This is a genomic window from Hyphomonas sp., from assembly GCF_965284475.1.
In the GTDB taxonomy this organism is placed as follows: Bacteria; Pseudomonadota; Alphaproteobacteria; order Caulobacterales; family Hyphomonadaceae; genus Hyphomonas.
Map to the genome: position 1 here is coordinate 110185 of NZ_OZ260087.1, position 24360 is coordinate 134544.

Below are 24360 nucleotides of genomic sequence, written 5' to 3' on the forward strand. Positions count from 1 at the left end.
TTGAAGGGTCTGTCACAATAGTACCACTATACAAACGGGACGAAATTTGCGCAGTTAGAAATTGAAAACGCTCGCGAAGAACTTGTGAGCCGACAGCGTATATTGTCCGGACATGAGAACGTGCCCGCAGAGGATTGAAATGGGTGTTTCAGATAATCTGAAAAGGGCCATCGCCTACCCGCGGGAACAGGTGGCTCTGGCGCACGCGACAGGCGCGGGTCTCACGATTCTCGATCACGACCGCCCTTCTGCCGCGCCTGCGAATGCCATACTGCTGCCTCCCATCTACCCGGAATGGCTGGGTGACCGCCTCTTCTCCCACACCCATGGCTGTCGCTTTAACTACGTTGTCGGCGAAATGGCCCGCGGAATTGCCACCACCCGCATGGTGGTTGAAGCGGTCCGCGCGGGTTGCGTCGGTTTCTATGGCAGCGCCGGCCTCACACCCGACGTCATCGAAGCCGGACTTCGGGAGATCAAGTCGCAACTGACCCCGGACCAGACCGCCTGGGGCGCTAACCTGATCCATTCGCCCCAGCAGCCCGGCTATGAAGCGCGCGTGGTCGATCTCTTCCTGGCTGAGGGGGTAAAGCGCGTCTCAGCTTCTGCTTTCATGAAACTCTCGGTTGATCTGGTGCGCTATACAGCAATCGGCCTCTCGCGCGCGCCGGATGGCACGATCAGCCGCGAGAACCATGTCTTCGCAAAAGTCTCCCGGGCTGAAGTCGCCGAACCTTTCATGTCGCCCGCTCCGGACAAAATCCTCGCAGACCTCGTCGCCAGCGGCGCAATCACGGCCGAACAGGCCGATCTGGCGCGTCAGGTGCCAGTCGCCGCCGAGATCACGGCCGAGTCCGATTCCGGGGGCCACACCGACAACCGCCCCGCCAGCGTCCTTTTCCCCTCGCTCACCCTTGCCCGGGACCGCGTTGCCGCGCGCACAGGGGCTGACGCCAATGCCATCCGCATCGGCCTCGCAGGCGGCCTCTCCACACCGGCATCGGTCGCCGCCGCCTTTTCAATGGGTGCCGCGTACGTTCTCACGGGGTCGATCAACCAGTCCGCTGTCGAATCCGGCCTGTCGGAAGCGGGGCGCCGCCTGCTCGCCAAGGCCGGCCCGGCAGATGTCGCCATGGCGCCTGCCGCCGACATGTTCGAGCAGGGTGTCGAAGTGCAGGTGCTCAAACGCGGCACTCTCTTCGCCATGCGCGGCAAACGCCTGCATGCCATGTACCGATCCGGCGCGAGTTACGAAACGCTCCCCGAAAAAGACCGCGCGTGGCTCGATGACGTTTTGGGCGAGCCGTTCGATGCCGCGTGGCAGCGCACCCTCGCCTATATCCGGCAGGCCAACCCCGCTGAAGCCGCCCGCGCTGAATCTGACGGCAACAAGCGCCTTGCCCTCGTCGCCCGGCGCTACCTGTTCATGGGGGCCCAGTGGGCGCGCGAAGGCACGCCCGGCCGCGAGATGGATTACCAGGTCTGGTGCGGCCCGGCCATGGGTGTGTTCAATGAATGGGTCGCCGGCAGCTTTCTCGAGCCGACCGACAACCGCACTGTCCGCCAGATCGCGTGGAACCTGCTCGAAGGCGCCGCCCAGGTCACCCGCGCGGGCCAGTTACGCGCCCTCGGCCTGCCCGTGGCCCCGACAGACTTCGCCTACACACCCCGTCAATTCGCTGACGCTGAATGAGATCTTCCATGCCAAACGAGACCCGCACGCAAGCAGAACCCGTCGCCGTCATCGGCATCGGGTCGATCTTTCCGGGCCGCGGCGGCAATACCGGCTATTGGCGCGACATCTTCCAGGGCCGCGACACGTTGAGCGAAACGCCCGCCACGCACTGGCTGCTTGATGATTATTACGATGCCAACCCGCTCACCGCCGACCGCACCTATGGCCGTCGCGGCGGCTTCATCTCTCCTGTCGCCTTTGACCCCATGGCCTTCGGCATTCCGCCCAACGCCCTGCAACAGACCGACAGCGCCCAACTCCTCGCCCTGATCGCTGCCAAGCATGCGCTGGACGATATCGAGAGCACTACGGGCTGCGAGATAGACCGCACACGTACCAGTGTCATGCTGGGCGTCGCCTCGGCAACTGAACTTACCGCGCACATGGCTGGCCGCCTCCAGCGCCCAGTCTGGGTCAATGCCCTGCGCCAGTCTGGACTCGGCGAGGCAGACGTGCAGGCCATCACGAAGCGGATGGAAGCCCACTATATCGAGTGGAAGGAAAGCACATTCCCCGGCCTGCTCGGCAATGTCGTGGCGGGCCGCATCGCCAACCGCCTCGATCTCGGCGGCAGCAATTATGTCACCGATGCCGCCTGCGCCTCCAGCCTCTCGGCACTCCAGATCGCCCTGCACGAACTTCGCTCGGGCGATTCCGACACGGTCCTTGCTGGCGGCGTCGACGCGCTCAATGACATCCTCATGTACATGTGCTTCTCGAAGACGCCGGCCCTGTCGCCCACGGGCGACTGCCGGCCCTTCTCCATGGACGCAGATGGCACGATGCTGGGCGAAGGCGTCGGCATCCTCGCCCTGCGCCGCCTGTCGGATGCCGAGCGCGACGGAAACGTGATCCACGCTGTCATTCGCGGCCTTGGCGGCGGATCGGACGGCAAGGGCACCGCCATCTACACGCCGCTCCCCTCCGGTCAGGCCCGCGCCATCGAACGCGCCTATGTCCAGGCGGGCTACGGTCCGGAATCGGTCGATCTGGTCGAAGCCCATGGCACCGGCACAAAAGCGGGTGACAAGGCAGAGCTTGCCGGCCTGCATCTCGTCTTTGACGGCAAGGGTAGGGGCGAACCGTGGTGCGCTGTCGGGTCGGTCAAGTCCCAGATCGGCCACACCAAGGCCGCCGCAGGTGCTGCCAGCCTGATCAAGTCCGTCCATGCCCTCAGCCGCAAGATCCTTCCGCCCACGATCAAGATCGGCGAACCGGCAGACGTCCTGAAAGACAGCAAGAGCTTCTATCTCAATAGCGAGGCCCGTCCTTGGGTCTCGCCTGAAACCCGCCCGCGCCGGGCCTCGGTCAGCTCCTTCGGTTTCGGCGGAAGCAATTTCCACGTCGCGCTCGAGGAATATACTGGCCCGAACGCCATCCATCCGCCACGTGTGTTCCCGTCGGAACTCTTCCTCTTCTCGGCCAGCTCCACCGATGCGCTCGTCGAAGAGATTGAAAGCCTGATCCATACGGAGACTGGTGAAGATGGTCTCGCCGCTCTCGCCACGTCCACCCATGCCAGCTTCCAGCCGGATGACCGTGTGCGTGTCGCCATCGTCGCTGACGACCAGAAAGACCTTGCCGCCAAGGCCTCGCGCCTGATTGGCCAGATCGAGTCTGGCACGCTCGGCACCGCCCCTCTGGGCGCAGGTATTCACGCCTCCACCACGCCGCCAGAGACTGGAAAGATCGCTTTCCTCTTCTCCGGTCAGGGCAGCCAGTATGTCGGCATGGGCGCCGACCTTGCCATGGCTTTCCCCGCTGCGCGCGCCGTCTGGGATATTGCAGCGGGCCACAAGGTCACCGGCCCGAAAAAGCTTCACCGGCTTGCCTTCCCGCCCGCTGCCTTCGATCAGGTCGAGTTTGGCGAACAGACCCAGCGCCTCACCGAAATGCAGAATGCGCAGCCCGCCATCGCCGCTGTCGCCCTCGCCCAGCTCGCCCTGCTTGAGCGCCTCGGCATTGATCCGGACATGGCCGGCGGCCATAGCTTCGGCGAGATCATGGCGCTCCATCTGGCGCGCAGCTTCGACATCGACGGCGCACTGACCGTTGCCGCCGCGCGCGGCCGCCTCATGGCAGACGCTGCAAAGTCCACGCCCGGCGCCATGATGGCTGTGCAGACAGACGCGGAAACCATCGGCCCCATCGTCGCGAAAGTACCCCACATTGTCCTCGCCAATGATAACGGGCCAAGCCAGGTCGTCCTGTCCGGCCCGGTCGATGCCATCAAGGCGGCCGAAACCCTCTGCATCGAAAAGGACCTCAAGGCGCGCCGTCTTCAGGTCGCAACGGCGTTTCACTCGTCCATCGTGCATGCGGCGGTCGATCCCTTCGCGGCAGAGCTTGCATCCCTTCGCCCGCGCAAGCCGAAACTACCCGTCTATGCCAACGCAACGGCCTCGCCCTACGCCGTCAAGGTCGCCGACCTGCCCGCCGTCATCGCGGGACAGATCGCCACCCCCGTCCGCTTCCGTGAACAGGTCGAGGCCATGTATGCGGCAGGCGCGCGGCTGTTCGTTGAAGTTGGCCCCGGCTCCATCGTGACCGGTCTTGTAAAGGACGTGCTGGGTGACCGTCCCTGTCGCGCCCTGTCACTCGACAACAAGCGGGCCAACGGCCTGACACTATTCCTTTCAGCCGTCGGCGAACTCAGCATTGCAGGTCAGTCACTCGACCTCGCCGCCCTGTTTGCCGACACGCCGCCACCCGTTCCGGCTGCGCCACCTTCCAGACACGCGGTTTACATTTCCGGTGCCAATTACGACAAGCCCTATCCGCCCCGGAATGGGGCCGCAGGCCGCGCCGCACCAAACACCGTCCCGACAATGACGGTCCAGCCACCCATGGCCGCGCCGGTCACGCCCCCGCCAGCCACCACGCCCACTGCACCTCCGCCACCCGTATCAACACCGTCGACCACTCCGATTTCCAACAGGACCACAGCAATGCCCGACACGCCCCAAACCTATCCCGCGCCCGTGCCAGCTTCTTCCTCAGCCGAGCGCATCTGGAGCGAAGTGTCCCAGCTTCATTCTGAATATCTCGCGACAACCGCAGCCAGCCACACGGCTTTCCTGAACGCGGCCGCGTCCCTGCTCGGCGGCCAGCCGCTCGCGCCATCGCCAGCGCCTGTTCCTGTCCAACGCATTGCCGCGCCCACCCCAACGCCTCAGCCCCAGCCGGTTCCTCAGGCTGCTGCCCCGACACCAGCGCCCCAGCCCTACACGAACGGCGCCGCCACCCCGCCCCCCCAACCGGCCCCGGCCCCTGCACCTGCCGCAGCCCCTGCTTCTGCGCCCGTCCCGGCTGCCGCCAGCGGCCAGAACCCGGTCGAACTCGTCCAGGCCATCGTCTCGGAAAAGACGGGCTATCCCGTCGACATGCTCGACCCGGATATGGACCTTGAAGGTGAACTCGGTGTCGACTCGATCAAGCAGGTGGAAATCCTCTCCACCCTGCGTGAGCGCCTGCCGCACCTGCCGGAAATCGATCCCGAACATCTGGTTGAACTCCGCACAATCAACGCCATCGCCGCCATGATCAACGGATCCGCCCCACCGCCCGCAGCCGCCGCCCCAGCGCCTGCGCCGGTCGCAGCAGCGCCAGCCCCTGCCGCCCCACCTGCTGGCCTGACCGCCCCCGCACCTGCCGCAAATGGCGACGGCATCACGCCGGACGTGATCCGCGCCCTCGTCGCTGACAAAACCGGCTATCCGTCCGCCATGCTGGAAGACGACATGGACCTTGAAGGCGAACTCGGCGTCGACTCGATCAAGCAGGTGGAAATCCTCTCTGCCCTGCGCGACCAGCACCCCTCGCTGCCGGAAGTTGACCCGGAAGCCATCGCCGAACTCCGCACGATCCGGAAGATTGCCGATTTTTTCAGCTAGGGGCCGGTGAGGATACGTCCTCAGCTCACCGTCCCCCGCCCACGGATCAAGAGATCGCCGCCTATGGCAGCGATGTCCGCCCGGTCAGCCTTGGCGCACCCGTCGCGCTGCCGCCATGGTCCGGAAAAATTGATCTGGGCCGCGTCGAGATCACGCTGGCCGAGCCGGTACTAGCCGAAACCATCGCTGCGGCACTGAACGCGAACGGCGTGCACGCCACCAGCGTCGCCATCCCCACCGGATCGGCCCATACGGTGATCGTCACCGAAGGCCTCTCATCCGCTGCCCCCGCTGATCGCCACTGGCAGGCCCTCGCCCAGGCCCGCGCGGCGCGCGCACCCGGTGCCCGCATCATTCTGCTGCAGTCAGCCGCCCCCCAAAGCCATGCCGCAATCTCCGGCATGCCCGGCCTTTCCCGCACGCTACAAAAGGAATGGATCGATGCGACCATCGCCGCATGGTCACTCACCACGCCAGACGCCACCATCCGCGTACTCCACATCCTCTCCGCCCTCGGCGCCACGCTGGGCGACGCCGTCCTCACATCAGACGGACAGGCCCGGCAGACCCATGTCGCAGCCTCCCTCACCCCGCCCGCCACACGCGCAGCCTCTGGTCCTGCGCTCTGGCTCGTCACCGGCGGTGGACGCGGTGTCACCGCCACCTGCGCCATCGAACTCGCCCGGCGCACGGGCGGCACGTTCCTTCTCGCCGGCCGCTCCGCCCTCAGCCCGTGGCCGCATGGCATAGATCGCGCGACAGACCTCAGGATCCTCCGCGCCGCCCTCGCCCAGAATGCCGTCGCCAGCGGCCAGAAGGTCAAACCCGCCGATATTGACCGCACGGCCCGCGCCGCCCTCGCTGGACAGGAGATCGAACACACGCTCGCCGCCCTCGCCGCGACAGGCGCGACCGCTCATTATGTCCAGCTCGACCTCTCCGACACTGCCACGCTCGCTACAGCCATCGCTGCCATCCAGAGCCAGCACGGCGCCATTACCGGACTCGTGCACGGTGCCGGCGTTCTGGCTGACAGGCTGGCCATGGAGAAAACAGAAGCCGAAGTCCGCAAGGTCTTTGGCCCCAAGGTGAACGGCATCCTCGCTTTGCTCGGCGCCATCAATGTGAGTCAGCTGACCCATGTCGGCCTGTTCTCGTCGGCCTCAGCCCTGTTCGGCAATACCGGCCAGGCTGACTATGCGATGGCGAATGAAAGCCTCAACCAGCTCGCCCGCCAGCTGCATGCACAGCTTCCCCACGCGCAGGTCAAATCCTTCAACTGGGGCCCATGGGACGGCGGCATGGTCGATGCGGGCCTTGCCGCCCATTTCGCCCAGCAGGGCATCGCCCTCATCAATCAGGCCGATGGCGCACGCATCTTCACTGACCAGTTGCTCGACGGCGACCGCACCCTTGTCGAACTCCTCGTCGGGGATGAGTGGAGCGGCGAATGACACGCTTCGAACCGATTGCCATTGTCGGCCAGGGCTGCGTGCTGCCCGGCGCCCTCTCGCCCGATGCACTGTGGCAGGCCGTGGCCGGAAATGCCTGCCTCATAACTCCCCCGGCAAAAGGCGCCTTCGGCCTGACCGACGCCGAACAGGCCGCGCTGCCATACGTGTCGGGCTTCGTCTCCGATTTCGATGCCGTCTTCGACCCAAAGCGCGCTGCGCTTCCCGGCCTCAACATAGCGACGCTCGACCCGGTCTGCCAATGGCCCCTCCACGCCGCACTCGAAGCCTGGAACGAGGCCGGCAACGTCAGCATCCCATCAGACCGGCGCGGTGTCTTCCTCGCCAACCTCTCCTATCCGAGCCGCGCTAAATCCGCTTACGCAGCCGATATCTGGACCCGTGGAAAATCCGCGCGCCCCGCAACGGATGCCTTCAATTCCGGCTTCCCGGCCCACGTTCTCGCGCAGGCTATCGGCGCGACCGGGTCAGTCCTCGCGCTGGACGCCGCCTGCGCCTCTTCGCTCTACGCGCTCGAAATCGCCTGCCGGAAACTCCAGACACGGCAGATCGATGTCGCTCTAGTCGGCGCGGTCAACGCCGCTGACAACCTGATCCTCCATATCGGCTTCGATGCGCTGCAGGCGCTCAGCCCGTCCGGCCGCTCCCGTCCCTTCATCAAGGGGGCCGATGGCCTCGTGCCCGCCGAAGGTGCTGTCGCTGTCGTGCTGAAACGCCTGAGTGACGTAACAACCAAAGACATGGTCCACGGCGTTATTCGCGCTATCGGCCTGTCGAATGACGGCAAGCGAAAGGGCCTCCTTGCGCCTGACAGTGAAGGCCAGGCGGAGGCCATGCGCCGCGCCTATGTCGAGACGGGCCTCGCGCCGGATAGCATCGACTTCCTGGAATGCCACGCCACCGGCACATCCGTCGGCGACAGTGTCGAAATCACCGCTGCAGCAAGCGTGTTTGGCACAGACCGGCATCTTCCCATCGGGTCGCTCAAGGCCAATACCGGCCACCTGATCACAGCCGCAGGCCTCGCCAGCCTGCTCAAGCTGACGCAGGCCATGGCGCACGAAACCCTCCCCTCCATGCCGCTCGACGGTGACCTGATCGACGCGGTGAAATCACCCGCCCTTCATCCGCTCGCCAGACCTGCCGACTGGACATCCGGCGAAACGCCCCGCCGCGCCGCAATTAGCAATTTCGGCTTTGGCGGCAACAATGCCCACCTCATCCTTGATCAGCACCAGCCTGCAAAAGGCGCCGTACAGGTCAAACTCCCGGACACTTTCGAAGACGAGATCGTCATATGCAGCGCCCGCCTCCTGGGTGGAAGCGATCAGGGTGAACGCGACGTACTCCGTCGCCTGATGAATTCTCCTGTCAGCCCGGCCCGGCCTGCACAAACCATAGGCGCGGACCCCCGCTATGCCCGCACTCCGCCGAATGACCTGTTGCAGGCCGAAGCCCAGCAACTCGCGGTGCTCTCGCTCACACGCTCAGCCCTGGGCGGTATAACGCGGCCTGATGCCGAACGCTGCGGCGTCTTCGTCGGCATGGGCTGCGCCGCTGACTCCGCACGCTGGCTCTTGCGCGAACGCGTGGCAAAACGCTTCGGCCTGACGCCCGGCTCACCCGAACACGCCGCTGCGCAGGACGGCATCGCGCCGCCCCTGCAGGCTGCCACCGTGCTCGGTGCCATGGCCAACATGACGGCCAACCGCATCACCTCGGCGGAAGACCTGCGCGGACAGGGCTTTGCCATCTCTTCCGAAGGCGTCTCCAGTCTGGCGGCCCTCGATGTCGCCTGCGACGCCCTTCGCGCCGGGCGTCTCGATATGGCCATCGTCGCCGCCGCAGACTTCGCGACTGAACCGGTCGCCGCCGCTGCGCTCGCAGAACTCGGTACGCCTCACACAGGCGACTCGGCCGCCGCCCTCGTCCTCAAACGCCGCGCAGATGCCGAAGCGGCAGGTGACCCGATCCTCGCCTCCCTGGGCCGAGTGCAATGGGGCAGTACCGGTGAAGCCTCGCCCCTCTTCGTCAAAACTTACGGCGCCTCCCCGGCTGCCTCGCCTCTGTTTGAGCTTGCGGCAGCAGCGCTGCTCATGTCGCGCGACCAGGTCATCGCCGCAGACTGCGCAACCCCCAACCTGACAGGCGAATACGCCCGGCACACCGTCACCACTCCCGCCAATGCGCTGTCGAAAGGCGCGAGCGTTCAACTGACCGCCCACCCCGCCCAGCCAAGTCCCGATCCGCTCCGCCCGCCGCCTCACCTTTTCTGGGCGGCAGGCGCCAACCGTGCCTCCCTCGCCAAGAAGCTTAGCAGCGGCAAGACCGGTGGTAAGGGCAGATGCCGCATCGCCCTGACTGCGGCCAATGAAATAGCCTTCGCAGACCTCATCAACACCTCCGCCATGACGCTTGAACGCGACGCGGCACCCTCCGGCGATCATGTTTATTACGGCGAAGGCGCGCCCGAAGGTGAACTTGCTTTCGTCTTTACCGGTTCGGCGGCTGTCTATGCCCGCATGTCGCGCGGCCTCTTCATGGCCTTCCCTGAACTCGGCAAAGCCCTGTCCGGCATGTCGCGGGCAACGGACATGGCCCACCTGCTCACGCACTCAGATCTGTCCGAATACGAACAGCTCTGCGCCGGAACGCTGGTCAGCCAGGCCCATGCCATCCTGCTGCGCGATGTCCTTGGTGTCTCGCCCACTGCTGCCATCGGTCTCTCGCTCGGCGAAAGCAATGCCCTCTTCGCGTTCGGCTTCTGGAAAGACCCCGGCAAACTGCTCGACGAGATCGACGACGCGGCCATGTATGAACGCCACCTCGGTGGCGAGTTTGAAACGGCGCACGCGGCCTGGGGGCCGAACGTGCCGACTGACTGGGCCAACTGGCATATCAAGGCGCCCCTGGCACGGCTTCGCGCAGCAATGGCCAGCCACCCGAAGGTCGAAATCACGATCATCTATTCGCAGGAAGACTGTCTGATCGGCGGACCGGCATCGGCCTGCCGCGCCGTGGCCGAAACACTCGGCCCTGGCTCCGGCGCCGCCATGAACCAGCATCTCATCGTGCATGCCAAGGCCATGAAGCCCTTCGAGGACACCTGGCGTAAATTGCACACTCGCCCGGTCTCCAAAGTGCCTGGCATCCGACTCTACGCCAATGCCATCAATGCCAGCTATACGCCGACTAAAGCCAGCGTTGCTGACATGCTGACACGGCAAGCCGTCGACACGGTCGATTTCCCGGCAACGGTCCGTCAGGCCTATGAGGATGGCGTGCGCACCTTCGTCGAAGTCGGCCCCCGCGCCACGCTCTCGCGCGCCATTACGAGCGTGCTGGGCGACAAGCCGCATGTCGCCGTCGCCACCGACCGGATCGTCGCGTCCGATCTCGGCCAGATCGCCCACCTCACCGCCACGCTCTTTGCCGATGGCCGGGGCATCAATATTGCCTGCGTGGCGCACCGTCTGGACGCCGCCCGAAACAATCCCTGGACAGGAACCGACCCCATGCCCCTCACCAAGCCGGTTCACTACCCCACGCCCCGGATCCCCGAAGCGCGCACCGCTGGCGGCCTGTCACCCGCCCCGCACCTGCCACCCCCTCACTACACCCCCAGCCACGCAGCACCGACGCCTGCCGCCCCCCTCAAGCCAGCGGCCGTGGCGACGCCCCGCACCTCCACCCCGCCTCGCAAGGTCGTCGCGGGCGCCACACCGCTCATGCCGCGCGCGCCCAGCGGCCCCAACTGGACCCGCCTGGCCATAGAGGCGTCCACGCGCGGGCTGATGTCGAATTTCTTCGGCCCGGCCTTCACCGGACAGGACGGCTTTGACCGCCAGGTCCGGCTGCCAGCCCCGCCGCTCCTGCTGGTTGACCGCATCACCGGCATTGATGCCGAAGCCGGCGTCGAGAGCACCGGCGTCATCTGGACCGAAACCGATCTCAAGGCCGACGACTGGCACGTCCGAAACGGGCGTGTGCGCCCCGGCCCGCTGATCGAGTGCGGACAGGCCGATCTCACCCTGATCGGCTGGATGGGCGCAGACCTGAAAAACCGCAACGAACGCGTCTACCGTCTGCTCGGCTGTGAAATCACCTTCCACGATGGCGGCCTGCCCGGGCCGGGCGACACGCTCGCCTTCCAGATCGAAATTACGGGCCACGCCACCCTCGCGGGCGTGCGCATGTTCTTCTTCCAGTATGACTGCTTGGTCGCAGACCGGAAGGTCTTCTCGGTCCGCAACGGTCAGGCCGGCTTCTTCACCGATGATGAACTGGCTACCGGCAAGGGCGTCATCTGGGACGCCGCAACCGACGCCCCGCCTACATCCTCGCCGCACCCTTTCGACACCTCACGCGCCAGCGCCAAGCGCGCCTTTACCGCACCAGACGTCGCCGCCTTCCGCGCCGGGGATGCGCTCGCCTGCTTCGGCAAGGGCTTCGAGTTCTGCGCCGCCCATTCCCGCCCGGCCCACCTGCCTGATGACAAGTTGGCCTTCTTTGACGAAGTGGTCGCCTTCGACCCTGCCGGCGGCCCGTGGGGGCGTGGCTACCTGAAAGCCCGCGCCCATGTGCCGACCGATGCCTGGTTCTACTCAGGCCACTTCCACGAAGACCCCTGCATGCCCGGCACATTGATGGCCGAGGCCGCCGTGCAGGCCTTGGAATTCTACGCCGCCGCAGCAGGGCTCACCATCGAACGCGACGGCTATGTCTTCGAACCCATGCCCGGCGAAACTGCGAAATTCGTCTGCCGGGGCCAGGTCATCCCGGACCGTGATCACGAAGTGACCTATGAAGTCTTCATCGACGACATCATTGATGGCGAGAGCCCGGTCCTTTACGCCTCGCTGCTCGCCTGCTCCGACGGAAAGAAAGTGTTCCACTGCCCGCGCTTTGCCATCCGCCTGCGCAAGGACTGGCCAACACCTCACACAACGGACACCCCGCTCCGCGTCGGCCCGATGGGCGAAAGCCGGGGCGACCATGCCGCCCTGCTGAACTGCGCCGCCAGCGCCCCCTCCGCCGCCTTCGGAGACCTCTACCTCCCCTTCGATACGGCTGGCCGCGCCCCGCGCCTGCCCCAGCCGCCCTATCACATGATGACGCGCGTCATCCATGTCTCGACCCGTCCCGGCGTCAAGGAGACCGGCGCCCGTGTCACCGCCGAATACGATATCCCCGCTGACGCGTGGTACTTCCGCGACAATGCCAATGGCCACATGCCCTTTGCCGTGCTCTCCGAAATCGTGCTCCAGCCCTGCGGATGGCTCGCCAGCCATTGCGGCTTTGCCCTTGAAGGCGGCGAACGCTTCCGCAATCTCGATGGCGACGGTCAGGTCTTCATGGAAATCGGCCCGCACGATGGCACAATCACCGTCGACACCACGCTTTCCTCCTTCTCCAAGGTCGGCCCGATGACGATTGTCGCATTCGAGCTGAAGGCGACGCTCGCTGACGGCCGCCCGGTCATGACCCTCAAGACCCAGTTCGGATTCTTCCCGGCGGCCGCCCTCGTGCGTCAGGCTGGCCTCCCCACGAAGGATGAACACCGTGCTCTGCTCGCCCTCGCGCCAAACCGTTCCGGCACGACATTGCCAACAGCGCCCACCGCCACCGGCGACCTCGTCATGCTCGACCGCATCGACTATTTCGATCCAGCAGGCGGCTCTGCGGGCCTCGGCCTCGCGCGCGGGCGCCAGTTGGTCGATCCGCACGCCTGGTATTTCAAAGCACACTTCTTCCAGGATCCGGTCCAGCCCGGCTCGCTCGGCCTCGATGCCCTCGTCCAGCTCCTGTCGCACGCCGCCTGCCTGAAAGGCTTCGCCAACGGCATGGCCAACCCGCAATTTGAAACCATCGCCGCAGGCGCACCCGTCAAATGGGCTTATCGCGGCCAGGTGACGCCGGACAAGCAGGAAGTCACAACGGTCATGGAGATCATGGAAGTCGTCCAGTGCAGTGACCGGCTGCTCATTACGGGCAAGGGAACACTCTGGTGTGACGGCTTGCGTATCTACGAGGCAAGCCCGCTGACAATCGCCCTGTCGGACCGCACCTAAGCGCAGGTCACCCCTTGCACGTAAGGCATCGGGTTCGGGCCGAACGCAATCCCTGCCTATGAAGAGGATTGTTTTCCGGGCGATTTTTCCGGAAACGCGCCCAATTGCGGCTACCGGCTCATCGAGACAAAGCCGACATATTCGCGATCTGATACAACGCACTTGCAACATTTCATTTTCTACAGCATTCAGCGCAGATACGGGGTTTGGGTCAGGTTATTGCAGCTTGGTAATGCTGCGCCGCAAAATAACCTGATTTCTCAGCGAAACGACTGTGCTGGTGAGGCGTACTGGTCAGAACGAAGGCGCTTTTAGCGGTGCCGCGCGTCTGCGCAGTAATTTTGTTGCCTCGGGAAAATCTAAACGCTTTCAAAGACCGTGGCTTGATGGCTCGACGAGGTTGCATTGAAACTGACACAGCGCCCCTACTTCATTCCTGCCGCCGCGCTTGGCGCAGCGGCCGCCGCTTTCCTTGCCGGTGTCATCATCGTCGTTACCGGGTCGTCCGGCACGACCGAGGCCACCGTTGCAAGCGTGACTGGTGATGCGGACATCATCGTGGCTGACGTCGAACCAGCCCCCGTCCCGGTCGCACCGATCATAGAACCTCTCGACTCTGTTGCCGACTACACGCCGGAAGCATTGGAAACCGGCGATGCGGCGCCTGATGCGGTCACCCCTGACACTGCGACGCCGTCCAGGGCGCCATTTGCGTTCGATCAGGTGATCAACAAGGCGCAGGCGCTGTCAGAGCATGCATTTCAGGAATCGCGCCCGGTCCCTGCCGCCGCAGCGGCCTTCGATTACGATCAGTACCGCCGCCTCGAGTTCAAGCGCGAGTCCGCAGAGTGGACCGACGACACCTCGATCCCGTTCCGCGTCCACTATGATCCACGCGGCTACCTGTTCAACGAGGAGGTCAAGCTCAACATCATCGACAAAGGCGTATCAACGCCCAAAGCCTGGGCCGAGGCCGACTTCAACTTCTTCGACCTGCCGCTCTCGGAAGATGACAAGAAGGCCCTCGGCTATGCGGGCTTCCACGTCACCGCACCGCTGAACTCCTCCGGCAAGTTCGACGATCTCATCAGTTTCAAGGGCGCCAGCTTCTTCCGCGTGCTCAGCGCCGGCACGGTGTACGGCGCATCCGCCCGTGGCATGGCAATATCGACCGCGTCGCCTGCGGGTGAAGAGTTTCCGTCATTCCGCGAGTTCTGGCTCGTAAAGCCTGAACCCGGCGCCAAGTCGATGACTGTCTACGCCTTGCTGAACGGTATCAGCACGACCGGTGCCTTCCAGTTCGTCATCACGCCGGGATCGACGACGAATGTCGATGTCGAGGCCGTGTTTTTCCCGCGCCGCAAGCTGACTGAAGTCGGCGTCGCGCCGATCACATCCATGTACTATTTCTCGCCCCACAGCCTCAATCGTGGCAACCGCGACTACCGCGTCGCCGTGCACGATTCCGAAGGCCTGATGATGGAATTGCACAATGGCGAATGGGTATGGCGCCCCCTGGCCAACCCGAACCAGCTCGAAATCTCCAGCTTCGCGACCCAGCCGCCTCTCGGTTTCGGCCTGGTCCAGCGCAAGCGCGACTTCGAAGCCTATGATGATCTCGAAGCCAATTACGAACTCCGCCCAAACGTATGGATTGCTCCCAAGGATGGCTGGGGACCGGGCAATCTGACCCTCGTGGAAATTCCGACCACCAATGAATACAACGACAATATCGTTGTCTCCTGGCGTCCGGCCGACGCGTGGGAGGCCGGCAAGCCGGTTCGCCTCTCCTATGAGATGATCTGGAGCCTACCGCAGCCGGTCGTTGCACCTGTCGCCAAGGTGACCGCCACGAAGGTGGGCATTTCCCCCGCTACCAAGCGGCCAATGTTCATTATCGATTTTGACTCCGACAATGGCGAATTGCTGCGCGATGCCTTGCCGCAGGTCTCGACCTCGGCCGGCACGATTATCGCCCCTGTTGTCCAGCCCAATCCCAAGACAGGCGGCGTGCGTCTCAGCTTCGAGCTCGACACAAAGGATGCCGGCCTTTGCGAATTGCGGGCGTTGCTGACCAAGGCCGACCACTCCGTTTCTGAAACCTGGCTCTACCGCTGGAGATCATGATGATCACATCACGTGCCCGCCCTGCAGAATTGCCGATTTCGATGCCTGACCAGGCCTTCGACACCGGTCCGACTCAAAACGCCAGGGCTCCGAAATCCTTCCTGTGGCGCAAGATCATGGTCTTTTCGCTGGCGCTCGCCCTGGCCGCCTGGGCCACTGTCGAGATGTACCATGTGCTCAACGTTTCCGGCGTCACCACGCTGGAGAAAATGCTGCTCGGCGTTTTCAGCCTGAATATCAGCTGGATCGCCTACGCCTTCGTCAGCAGCACGATCGGCTTTCTTGCCGCGCTGACCGGCCTGTTCAATGCGCACCGCTCACGGCCAGTATCCGGCTCTGCACTGATTTCCGGCCGCACCGTTGTCGTCTTCCCGATCTATAATGAGGAAGTCGAGCGCGTGTTCGCCACCGTCGAATCGACAGCAAAATCGCTTGCCAACGCGCCCGGCCGCTTTGAATGCTTCATCCTCAGCGACACGAATGATCCCGAGGTTGCGCTTCAGGAAGAAGCCGCTTTTGAACGCCTGCGCTCCCGTCTCGCGCCCGGCACGGCCGTCCATTATCGCCGCCGCACGATGAACCTGCATCGCAAGGCCGGCAATATCCGCGATTTCATCTCGCGCTGGGGTGGCCGCTACGACTACATGATCGTGTTTGATGCCGACAGCTTCATGGAAAGCGACACGCTGATTGAACTGGCCCGCCGCATGGATGCATCGCCCGAAACCGGTCTCATCCAGACCATTCCGCAACTGGTGGGCGGGCGCACCCTGTTTGCCCGCACCCAGCAATTCGCCGCCGCGCTCTATGGCCCTGTCCTTGGCAGCGGTCTCGCCTGGTGGGCCCAGAACGAGGGCAACTTCTGGGGCCATAACGCCATCCTCCGCATCTCGGCGCTCGCCAACGCCGCCGGCCTGCCTGAAATTCCGGGCCGGGCACCTTTCGGCGGATCGATCCTCAGCCATGACTTTGTCGAGGCCGCCCTGCTCCGGCGCGCTGGCTGGAACGTCCAGATCGCCCCCGAACTCGGCGGCTCGTTCGAACAGGGCCCGCCATCCATCATCGACCTGTCCATCCGCGACCGTCGCTGGTGCCAGGGCAATATGCAGCACATGGCCGTCCTGCTTAAGACGCGCGGACTGACCTTCACCAGCCGCATGCACCTCATCATCGGCATTTTCTCCTATCTCGCATCGCCGCTCTGGCTGCTGTTCATCACGGTCGGCATGCTGCTATCGCTGCAGAACATGTTCCTGAAGCCCCAGTATTTCGGCGATGCAGCATCCCTCTTCCCGTCCTGGCCGGTCATCGACTCCGAACGCTCGCTGAACCTGTTCATCATCACGATGGCCATTCTGTTTGCGCCGAAACTCTACGGCCTCATCTATGGGCTCGCTGCGCCGCGCTGGCGCCGCACGGTCGGCCCGGTCAAGACCTTCATGAGCGTCCTCGCCGAAACGGTGATCTCGGTCCTGATCGCGCCCGTCATGCTGGTCGAACAGACGATAGCAGTTTACCGTGTGTTCTCGGGCCGTGACGGCGGCTGGAACCCGCAGGCGCGCGATTCGAACGAATACTCGCTACACGACACGTTCCGCCACCATGCCCCGGCCATCGTGCTCGGCACCGTGCTCAATGTCTCCGCTTTCGCCATCTCGCCCATTTTCGCCGCATGGCTTGCGCCTGCCACCATAGGCATGCTGCTCGCGGCAACCCTGTCCTACTGGACCGGCCGCACGAAAAGCGGCGACTTTGCCCGCCGGATGAACCTGCTCGAAAGTCCTGAGGAAATCGACCCGCCGCAATCCTATCTGGACTCTGTGGCCGATCGCGCCGCCTACGAAAACCTCGGCGCACCAAGCCTGAACCACCTGTTTACCGACCGCAACCTGCGCAACCGCCGCACGCATATCGTCGATACGCACTGGCCGCTGGCCCACAGCGAAGTCCACACGCCGCTCGCCCTTGCCCGCGCCCGTGCGAACCGCCTTGCGACAATTGACGAGTATCTCAGCGCGCTAGAGCCGAAGGAAAAGCTGGCCCTCCTCAACTCACCCGGCGACCTTGATGCGGTCATCGACCAGTACGGCATGCGCGGCCTGCACTTTTCCACGGGAACGACCTGAGGCTAGAGCTCTAGATCAGCGGCTGCTTCACCGCCGTCATGGCCTCAATCATCTCGTCGAACTCTTCCTGCACCTTCGGGTCAGGCGAACCGCGCATCAGGCTGACCAGAACGGTGACCACGAGGCTGAACACAAAGCCCGGCACGATGGCATAAATCGTGTCGGAGAGCGGCATGCCGCCAACCGTGATTGGCGCATAAAGCCATACCAGAACGGTCACCGCACCCGTGATCATGCCTGCGAGCGCACCATTGCGCGAAATGCCCCGCCAGAAAAGGCTCAGCAGGATCAGCGGACCGAACGCCGCACCGAAACCGGCCCACGCATAGCTGACCAGCGACAGGATATTGCTCGACCGGTCAAACGCCAGGAAAATGGCAACGAGCGACACGGCCAGCACTGACAGGCGCCCGATCAGCACCAGCTCTTTCTGGCTCGCTTCCTTGCGCAGGAACGTCTTGTAGAAATCTTCGGTGAGGGAGCTCGACGAGACAAGCAGCTGTGACGAGATCGTGCTCATGATCGCCGCCAGGATTGCCGCCAGAAGGAAGCCGCTTATCAGCGGATGGAACAGCACCTGCGAGAACAGGATGAAGATCGTTTCCGGGTCAGTCAGTTCGCTATTGAGATTGTTCCCGTTGACATAGGCAACCCCGGCAATACCGACAGCTACAGCGCCGGTAACCGTCACAATCATCCAGCTCATGCCGATATAGCGGGCCGCGGCGATGTCCTTGAGCGAGCGGATCGCCATGAACCGCACAATGATGTGTGGCTGGCCGAAATAGCCGAGGCCCCAGCTTGCGGCGGAGATGATCCCGATCAGCGTCATACCCTGGAACCAGCTGAAGAAATTCACGCGGCTCGGGGCGTCCGCCACGCTCGCCGGTGGCGACGCCATGACGGCAGAATGCGTGGCATCAAACCCGCCGAGTGACGTGATCGCAACGACCGGCACAAGGACCAGCGCGATGAACATGATGCACCCCTGCACGAAGTCGGTCAGGCTGACCGCCAGGAAGCCGCCGAACAGCGTATAGGCCACAACAACACCCGCGGTCACGAACAGGCCAAGCGTATAGTCCAGCCCGAACGAAGCCTCGAACAGCTTGCCTCCCGCAACGACACCGGACGACGTATAAAGCGTGAAGAAAATGACGATCACGACGGAAGACAGGATCCGCAGGGCTCGTGTCTTGTCCTTGAACCGCTTCTCGAAAAAGTCCGGAATGGTGATCGCATCCTCGGCAAGCTCGGTATAGACGCGCAGCCGGGGTGCCACGAGGCGGTAATTGAAGTACGCGCCGATCACCAGACCGACAGCAATCCACGCTGCGCTGAAGCCCGACACGAACACCGCGCCCGGCAGGCCCATCAGCATCCAGCCACTCATGTCTGACGCGCCTGCTGACAGGGCACCAACGGCGGGATGCAGATTGCGGCCGCCCAGCATGTATTCGGATACATCACTCGTCGATTTGCGATAGGCGTACAGCCCGATCAGCATCATGAGGATGAAATAGGCACCAAGCGAAACGAAGGCTGCTGTATTCATGTAATATTCTTCCCTGTCGTCTGTGTGTCCGTGAAGGATGTGTCGGCAGTCATGCCAGAAACGGCGCGAAACGCCTAACGCAGCTCCACGGCCCTGTCATAGGCCGCCTGTGTGGTTCGGCGCATCAGCTCGGTCAGGGTGCCATCTGCATTCAGGGCCTCGAGGCCTGCCTGCGTCGTGCCATTCTTGCTGGTCACCGAGTTGCGCAGGCTCTCGACGGGCTCATCCGATTGCCGCGCCATCTCCACTGCGCCCGCCATCGTGCCCAGCACGAGTTCGCGGGCCTGGCTATTGGTGAAACCCAGGTCTTCAGCCGCCGCGATATAGGTCCGCGCAATCTCGAAGACATAGCCAGGGCCGCTTCCCGCCACCGCCGTCACACGGTCCAGCGCGTCTTCATCATCCACCCAGACCGTCGTGCCGGCCCGCTGCATCAGGGCCTCCACGGCGGCTTTCTGGTCTGCCGAACAGTCAGGGCTCGCATACAGCCCGCTTACGCTTTGCGCTATCAGGGCTGGCAAGTTCGGCATGATGCGGATGACCGCTGATGCACCGGAAACGGCCTTCAGCCGGTCCACCGAACACCCTGCTGCGATTGAGGCGACAAGTCCGGAAGGCGCCAGAGTTTCCTGATAGGCAGGAATGATCTCGTCGATCATTTGCGGCTTTACGGCTACGATTATCAGGTCAAACAAGGATTTCGGCAGGCTGTCGCGATCCTTGAACAGGTTTACGCCATCAGGGACTGTCTCGGTGAACGGGTCGACAACGGTAAATGTCCAGTCTTCAGACTTGGCCCACTGCTCGAGCAGTGCGCCACCCATTTTTCCGCAACCAATCAAAAGTGCATCCATTGTGATATAAGCTTCCTTATGGGCGTGAGTTTCGGGAATCGCCGATATCCCTGTATGAGGCCTTGGTAGACATTTTTGCTTTGAGTTCAAATTTTTTTCCCAGAACACACACCTTGGGCTTTTCACTTATTTTTCAAGGCAAGCGCACAGGACTTTGCTTTTGTTACCATTATTCAGGCATGGTTCGCCTGCCAGACGAAAAACATCAGACGTTTTGTCCGCCAGTGAGTTGTTTCCGCCTCAAAACACTCCTAGTTCGGGCAATCAGATTAATGGAGTTGGAAATTGACGCAAACAAAACGCATCGTCGTGAAAGTCGGATCGAGCCTTCTGGCCAATCCTGACCTGCTCACCCCACGGTGGGCGTTCATACAGCGGCTCCTCGAAGATATCGCCCTGCTGCGCAACGAAGGCTATGAAGTCGTGCTGACCTCGTCCGGCGCCGTCGCGCTTGGCCTGAATACGCTCAAGGTGAAGCCGGAAGATGCCGGCCTGCGTGACAAGCAGGCAGCGGCAGCCTGTGGCATGCCCATCGTGCTGAACGCCTACAAGCAGGTCGCTCACGAATTCAATTTCGACATCGCGCAAGTGCTCGTTACGCGCGGCGACCTTGAAGAGCGCCGTCGCTTCCTCAATACAAAGAACACGGTCCACCGCCTGCTCAACGGCAATGTCATGCCGATCGTCAACGAGAATGACACGATCACGACCGAGGAAATCCGCGTCGGCGACAATGACCGGCTCGCTGCCCGCATTGCCCAGATGATCCAGGCCCAGCAACTGATCATCCTGACCAGTGTCGACGGCCTTTACGACAAGGACCCGTCAGAGCCCGGCGCCAAACTGGTCGAAGAACTTCACGATGTCTCCGAATACCTTTCCGTGACAGAGGGCACGAGCGCGCTCGGCAGTGGCGGCATGCTCACCAAGATGCAAGCGGCCAACATGGCCCAGCATGCAGGCTGCACCACGCTCATCGCCAATGGCGAAGCCGACAATCCGGTTTCCTCCGTGCTCAAGGGCCAGCGTGCTCACACCAAGTGTATTGCCAACACTGAGCCCGCCTCCGCCTGGGCCGCATGGCTTACCGACCGCCTCCAGATGGCTGGCAGCATCGTCATCACCCAGCAGGCGGCCGACCAGCTTGAAGCTGGCAAGCGCGGCGTCGAACGCGCTGATGTCATCTCGATCCACGGGCCCTATGTCCGCAGCGATGTCATCCATGTCTATGACGAGGAGGGCATCGAACGCGCCCGCGGCCTGTCGAACTTCTCATCTGAGGAAACCATGCTGCTCGCGCGCAACCTCGGCGATCCGACCACGAAGCTTCTCGGCTACCACACACAGGCCACGATCATTTCGCGTGACAACCTGGTCGTGCTCGACGAGCGTCACCTGCCGTGGGACAGCCCGGCCGAAGACCAGATGGAACAGGTCGAACGCTAGGCTGGGTCCGGCGCGCCGGGCGACAGATCGCCAATCTCCAGAATCGGTGCCGCCTCCAGCCCGTCGGCCTGCATCATCGCGGCAATGCGCTGCAGCGACGAGACAAGCAGCGTCTTCTCCCATTCATCCAGCGCGCCAAATCGCTTGAGGAAGTCGTGCTGCAGGGGCGCCGGCGCGTCCTTCAGGCGCGCCCGTCCGGCATCGGTCACGACAACTTCTATCACGCGCTTGTCCTCGGCATTGCGTTCACGGTCCACCAGTCCGGCCCGCGCCAGCCGGTCAACAATCGACGTAATCGTCCCCTGGGAGAGATTCACCGACCGCGCGATTTCCGATGGTTTCCGCCGGCCATGTACACTGACGGCCTGCAGGACAAGAAGCTGCGGCGAGGTTAACCCTGTCTCCTTCAGCAGGTGTCTGGAATACAGGTCGATCGCCTGCGTGATCTGCCTCAGCGATTTCAGAAGGTCATTGTGATCTGCCATGTGTCTGTCTCGTAAGGGCTGAATTGCAGGCTCGCAAGCAAGCGCCTCACAAGGCCCCCAACGGACGCACGCGATCAGCGTGACGATAAAGTCACGGCCACCGGGAAAGCGGCAAGTCCCAGTCAAAGCGATTGACAAAGCGTCCGATTTGAGGCGTTTTTCAACAAATGTTGAATTTGAGAGTCGAAGCATGTTGCATTCGACCCCATGGAGGAACGGCATGAATAAGCACACATCCCGCGTCGCGTTGATCGCCCTGGCCGCCAGCGCGCTGACGCCACTGACACCCGCTTTCGCGCAGGTTGACGATGAAACGGCCACACAGGCTGAACGCCGCTTTGGTGCCGTCGTGGTCACCGCCCAGCGCCGCGAACAGAACCTGATTGACGTTCCATTGTCCGTATCCGCCTTTGACGGCGAACTGCTCTCCCAGCTCGGCGTCTCCGACATTACCGAAGTCGCCAAAGTCGCGCCAAACGTGACCCTTGAAGTGTCGCGCGGCACCAACTCGACTCTCACTGCCTTCATCCGTGGCGTTGGCCAGCAGGATCCGGTCGCCGGTTTCGAAGCCGGTGTCGGCATCTATGTCGACGATGTCTATCTCAACCGTCCACAGTCCGCCGTTCTTGATGTCTTTGATGTGGAGCGCATCGAGGTCCTTCGCGGTCCGCAGGGCACGCTCTACGGTCGCAACACAATCGGCGGCGCAGTGAAATATGTCACCAGGTCACTCTCGAATGAGCCAACCCTGAATGCGCGTGCTGCACTTGGCACCTATGGTCAGCGGGAAGTCGTTGTGTCCGGCAGCGCGCCGCTGTCCGACACGTTCCGCGTCGGTGCCGCGGTTGCCGCCCTCTATCGCGACGGTTTCGGTGACAACATCATCACCGGCCAGGACAATTACAACAAGGACGTTGGCTCGGCCCGCCTGTCGGCAGAATGGGACGTAACGCCTGACTTCCAGCTGCGTTTCGCCGGCGACTTTACCCGCGACGAATCGAATGCTCGTCAGGGTCACCGTCTGATCCCGGACCAGTTCCCGCCATTTACCTACCCCGTTCTGGACGACGAGTATGACACGCGCGCCGGCCTCAATGTCGTCGGCCAGGAATCAGAAGCCTGGGGTGGTTCGATCACTGCTGAATACGTCGTGTCCGACACGATCACAATCAAGAACATCCTCGCCTACCGCGAAGACGACAGCACTTCGCCCATCGACTTTGACAGCCTTCCGGAAGCTGACCTCGACGTCCCCGCGAACTATGCGAACGACCAGTTGTCGGAAGAATTCCAGGTCCTGTATTCCGGTGATCGCTTGAATGGCATCGTCGGCGTCTACTATCTCGATGCCAACGCTTCGACGGTGTTTGACGTTCTGCTCGGCACCACTGGCGACCTGCTCTCCCTGCCCGGCCTGAACGCCCAGACCTTCGGCGATGTCGGCACCAAGACATGGTCAATCTTCGGCGACTTCACCTACGACCTGACCGATCAACTCAGCATCGCGCTTGGTGCGCGCTACACCGAAGACGAACGCAGCTCGCAAGTCCTGCGTCGCACCTATATCGGCGGCTTCTCCGAATATTTCGGCGGCAACCCGACACTCATCGCGACCACGTCGGACTTCAACGGTTCGGCCACGTTCGACGATTTCAGCCCGCGCGTTTCGATCAGCTACAAGCCGACCGATTCAAGCAATATCTACGCGACCTATTCCCAGGGCTTCAAAGGCGGCTCCTTTGACCCGCGCGGCCAGACATCGGCTGCGCCGGATCTTGACCTCGACGGCACGGTAACAGCAGACGAAGTCTTCGAATTCATGCAGTTCGATCCGGAAGAAGTCGACAGCTACGAAATCGGCTACAAGGGCAGCCAGAATGGCGGCGACCTTACCTACAGCATCGCTGGATTCTACTCTGACTATAAAGATATCCAGGTGCCAGGATCGATTGGTGTTGACACGGACAATGACGGCGTCAACGACACCTTCACCGGCGTAACGACCAATGCCGGCGCGGCCACCATCTGGGGCGTCGAATTCGAAGGCAACGCGATGCTCGCAGAGCAGGTCTTCAACCAGTCCGACCTCTTCAATTTCGGCTGGTCGATCGGCTATGTCGATGCGCAATATGATGAATACGTTGATGCCTTTGGCAATGACGTGTCCGACCAGCGCGTCATCCAGAACACGCCTGACTGGACCGCAAGTGGCCGCCTGTCCTATGACACGCCACTGACGATCCTCGAAAACAATGGCCGCCTTCTGGTCAACACCCTGATCTCGTACCGTGGCGACTCAAGCCAGTTCGAAGCCCCGAACCCATTCCTCGACCAGGAGGCCTTCACGCTGATTGATGCGGGCCTGCGCTGGGAGACGGAAGGCGGCCGCTGGGGCTTCAGCCTGAATGGCAAGAACCTCACCGACGAACGCTATATCGTCGCTGGCTACAATTTCGTCACGATCAACCCGAACGGCACGTTCACGCCAACGCTCGGTCTCGAAGGCACGCTGACGGCCTTTTATGGTGATCCGCGTACGGTCACGATGGGCGTAGACTACAAGTTCTAGTCTCCGGAAACTGCTTCTCATCAATGG

The 24360-nt window shown here is 62.9% G+C and carries 11 protein-coding genes; 8 read left to right on the plus strand and 3 right to left on the minus strand.

Annotated elements, in window-relative coordinates:
* The first annotated feature begins 139 nt into the window (after positions 1-139).
* From ACQ66M_RS00500 to mdoH, 6 genes are all read left to right on the plus strand, one after another.
* Positions 140-1693: a PfaD family polyunsaturated fatty acid/polyketide biosynthesis protein gene (locus ACQ66M_RS00500; protein WP_430401319.1), complete on the plus strand. Its 1554-nt coding sequence runs from the start codon at positions 140-142 to the stop codon at positions 1691-1693.
* Positions 1694-1701: 8 nt separating this feature from the next.
* A complete protein-coding gene (locus ACQ66M_RS00505; RefSeq protein ID WP_430401321.1) occupies positions 1702-5628 on the plus strand; it encodes a beta-ketoacyl synthase N-terminal-like domain-containing protein in 3927 nt (1308 codons plus the stop codon).
* A 209-nt stretch (positions 5629-5837) separates the two neighbouring features.
* Positions 5838-7082, plus strand: a complete 1245-nt coding sequence (locus ACQ66M_RS00510; protein ID WP_430401323.1) for an SDR family NAD(P)-dependent oxidoreductase — start codon at positions 5838-5840, stop codon at positions 7080-7082.
* Positions 7079-13171 carry a beta-ketoacyl synthase N-terminal-like domain-containing protein gene (locus ACQ66M_RS00515; RefSeq protein ID WP_430401325.1) on the plus strand — a complete coding sequence of 2031 codons (6093 nt, stop codon included), beginning with the start codon at positions 7079-7081 and terminating at the stop codon, positions 13169-13171. The genes ACQ66M_RS00510 and ACQ66M_RS00515 overlap by 4 nt, the downstream gene beginning before the upstream one ends.
* A gap of 405 nt (positions 13172-13576) precedes the next feature.
* Entirely contained in the window at positions 13577-15298 is a 1722-nt protein-coding gene (locus ACQ66M_RS00520; protein ID WP_430401327.1) for a glucan biosynthesis protein G, read from the plus strand.
* On the plus strand, positions 15298-17424 hold the full coding sequence (gene mdoH, locus ACQ66M_RS00525; RefSeq protein WP_430401329.1) for a glucans biosynthesis glucosyltransferase MdoH: 2127 nt from the start codon (positions 15298-15300) through the stop codon (positions 17422-17424). Before ACQ66M_RS00520 ends, mdoH begins: the two co-directional genes overlap by 1 nt.
* 10 nt (positions 17425-17434) lie before the next feature.
* Here the strand turns inward: mdoH and putP are convergent, their stop codons facing one another.
* Both putP and ACQ66M_RS00535 read right to left on the minus strand, forming a co-directional pair.
* Positions 17435-18979 (minus strand): sodium/proline symporter PutP, encoded by a 1545-nt coding sequence (gene putP, locus ACQ66M_RS00530; protein WP_430401331.1) that lies wholly within the window; start codon positions 18977-18979, stop codon positions 17435-17437.
* Positions 18980-19053: 74 nt separating this feature from the next.
* Positions 19054-19833: a pyrroline-5-carboxylate reductase family protein gene (locus ACQ66M_RS00535; RefSeq protein WP_430401333.1), complete on the minus strand. Its 780-nt coding sequence runs from the start codon at positions 19831-19833 to the stop codon at positions 19054-19056.
* Positions 19834-20118: 285 nt separating this feature from the next.
* Here ACQ66M_RS00535 and proB point away from each other — a divergent pair, with 285 nt between their 5' ends.
* Positions 20119-21279, plus strand: a complete 1161-nt coding sequence (gene proB, locus ACQ66M_RS00540; protein WP_430401335.1) for a glutamate 5-kinase — start codon at positions 20119-20121, stop codon at positions 21277-21279.
* Here proB and ACQ66M_RS00545 read toward each other — a convergent pair.
* The gene (locus tag ACQ66M_RS00545) at positions 21276-21764 is read right to left on the minus strand and encodes a MarR family winged helix-turn-helix transcriptional regulator (RefSeq protein WP_430401337.1); all 489 of its coding nucleotides are present in this window, start codon (positions 21762-21764) and stop codon (positions 21276-21278) included. The two genes, proB and ACQ66M_RS00545, sit on opposite strands and share 4 nt — an antisense overlap.
* Before the next feature lie 220 nt (positions 21765-21984).
* On the opposite strand from ACQ66M_RS00545, the gene ACQ66M_RS00550 reads away from it, so the two are divergent.
* Positions 21985-24333: a TonB-dependent receptor gene (locus tag ACQ66M_RS00550; protein WP_430401339.1), complete on the plus strand. Its 2349-nt coding sequence runs from the start codon at positions 21985-21987 to the stop codon at positions 24331-24333.
* Positions 24334-24360 lie beyond the last annotated feature (27 nt).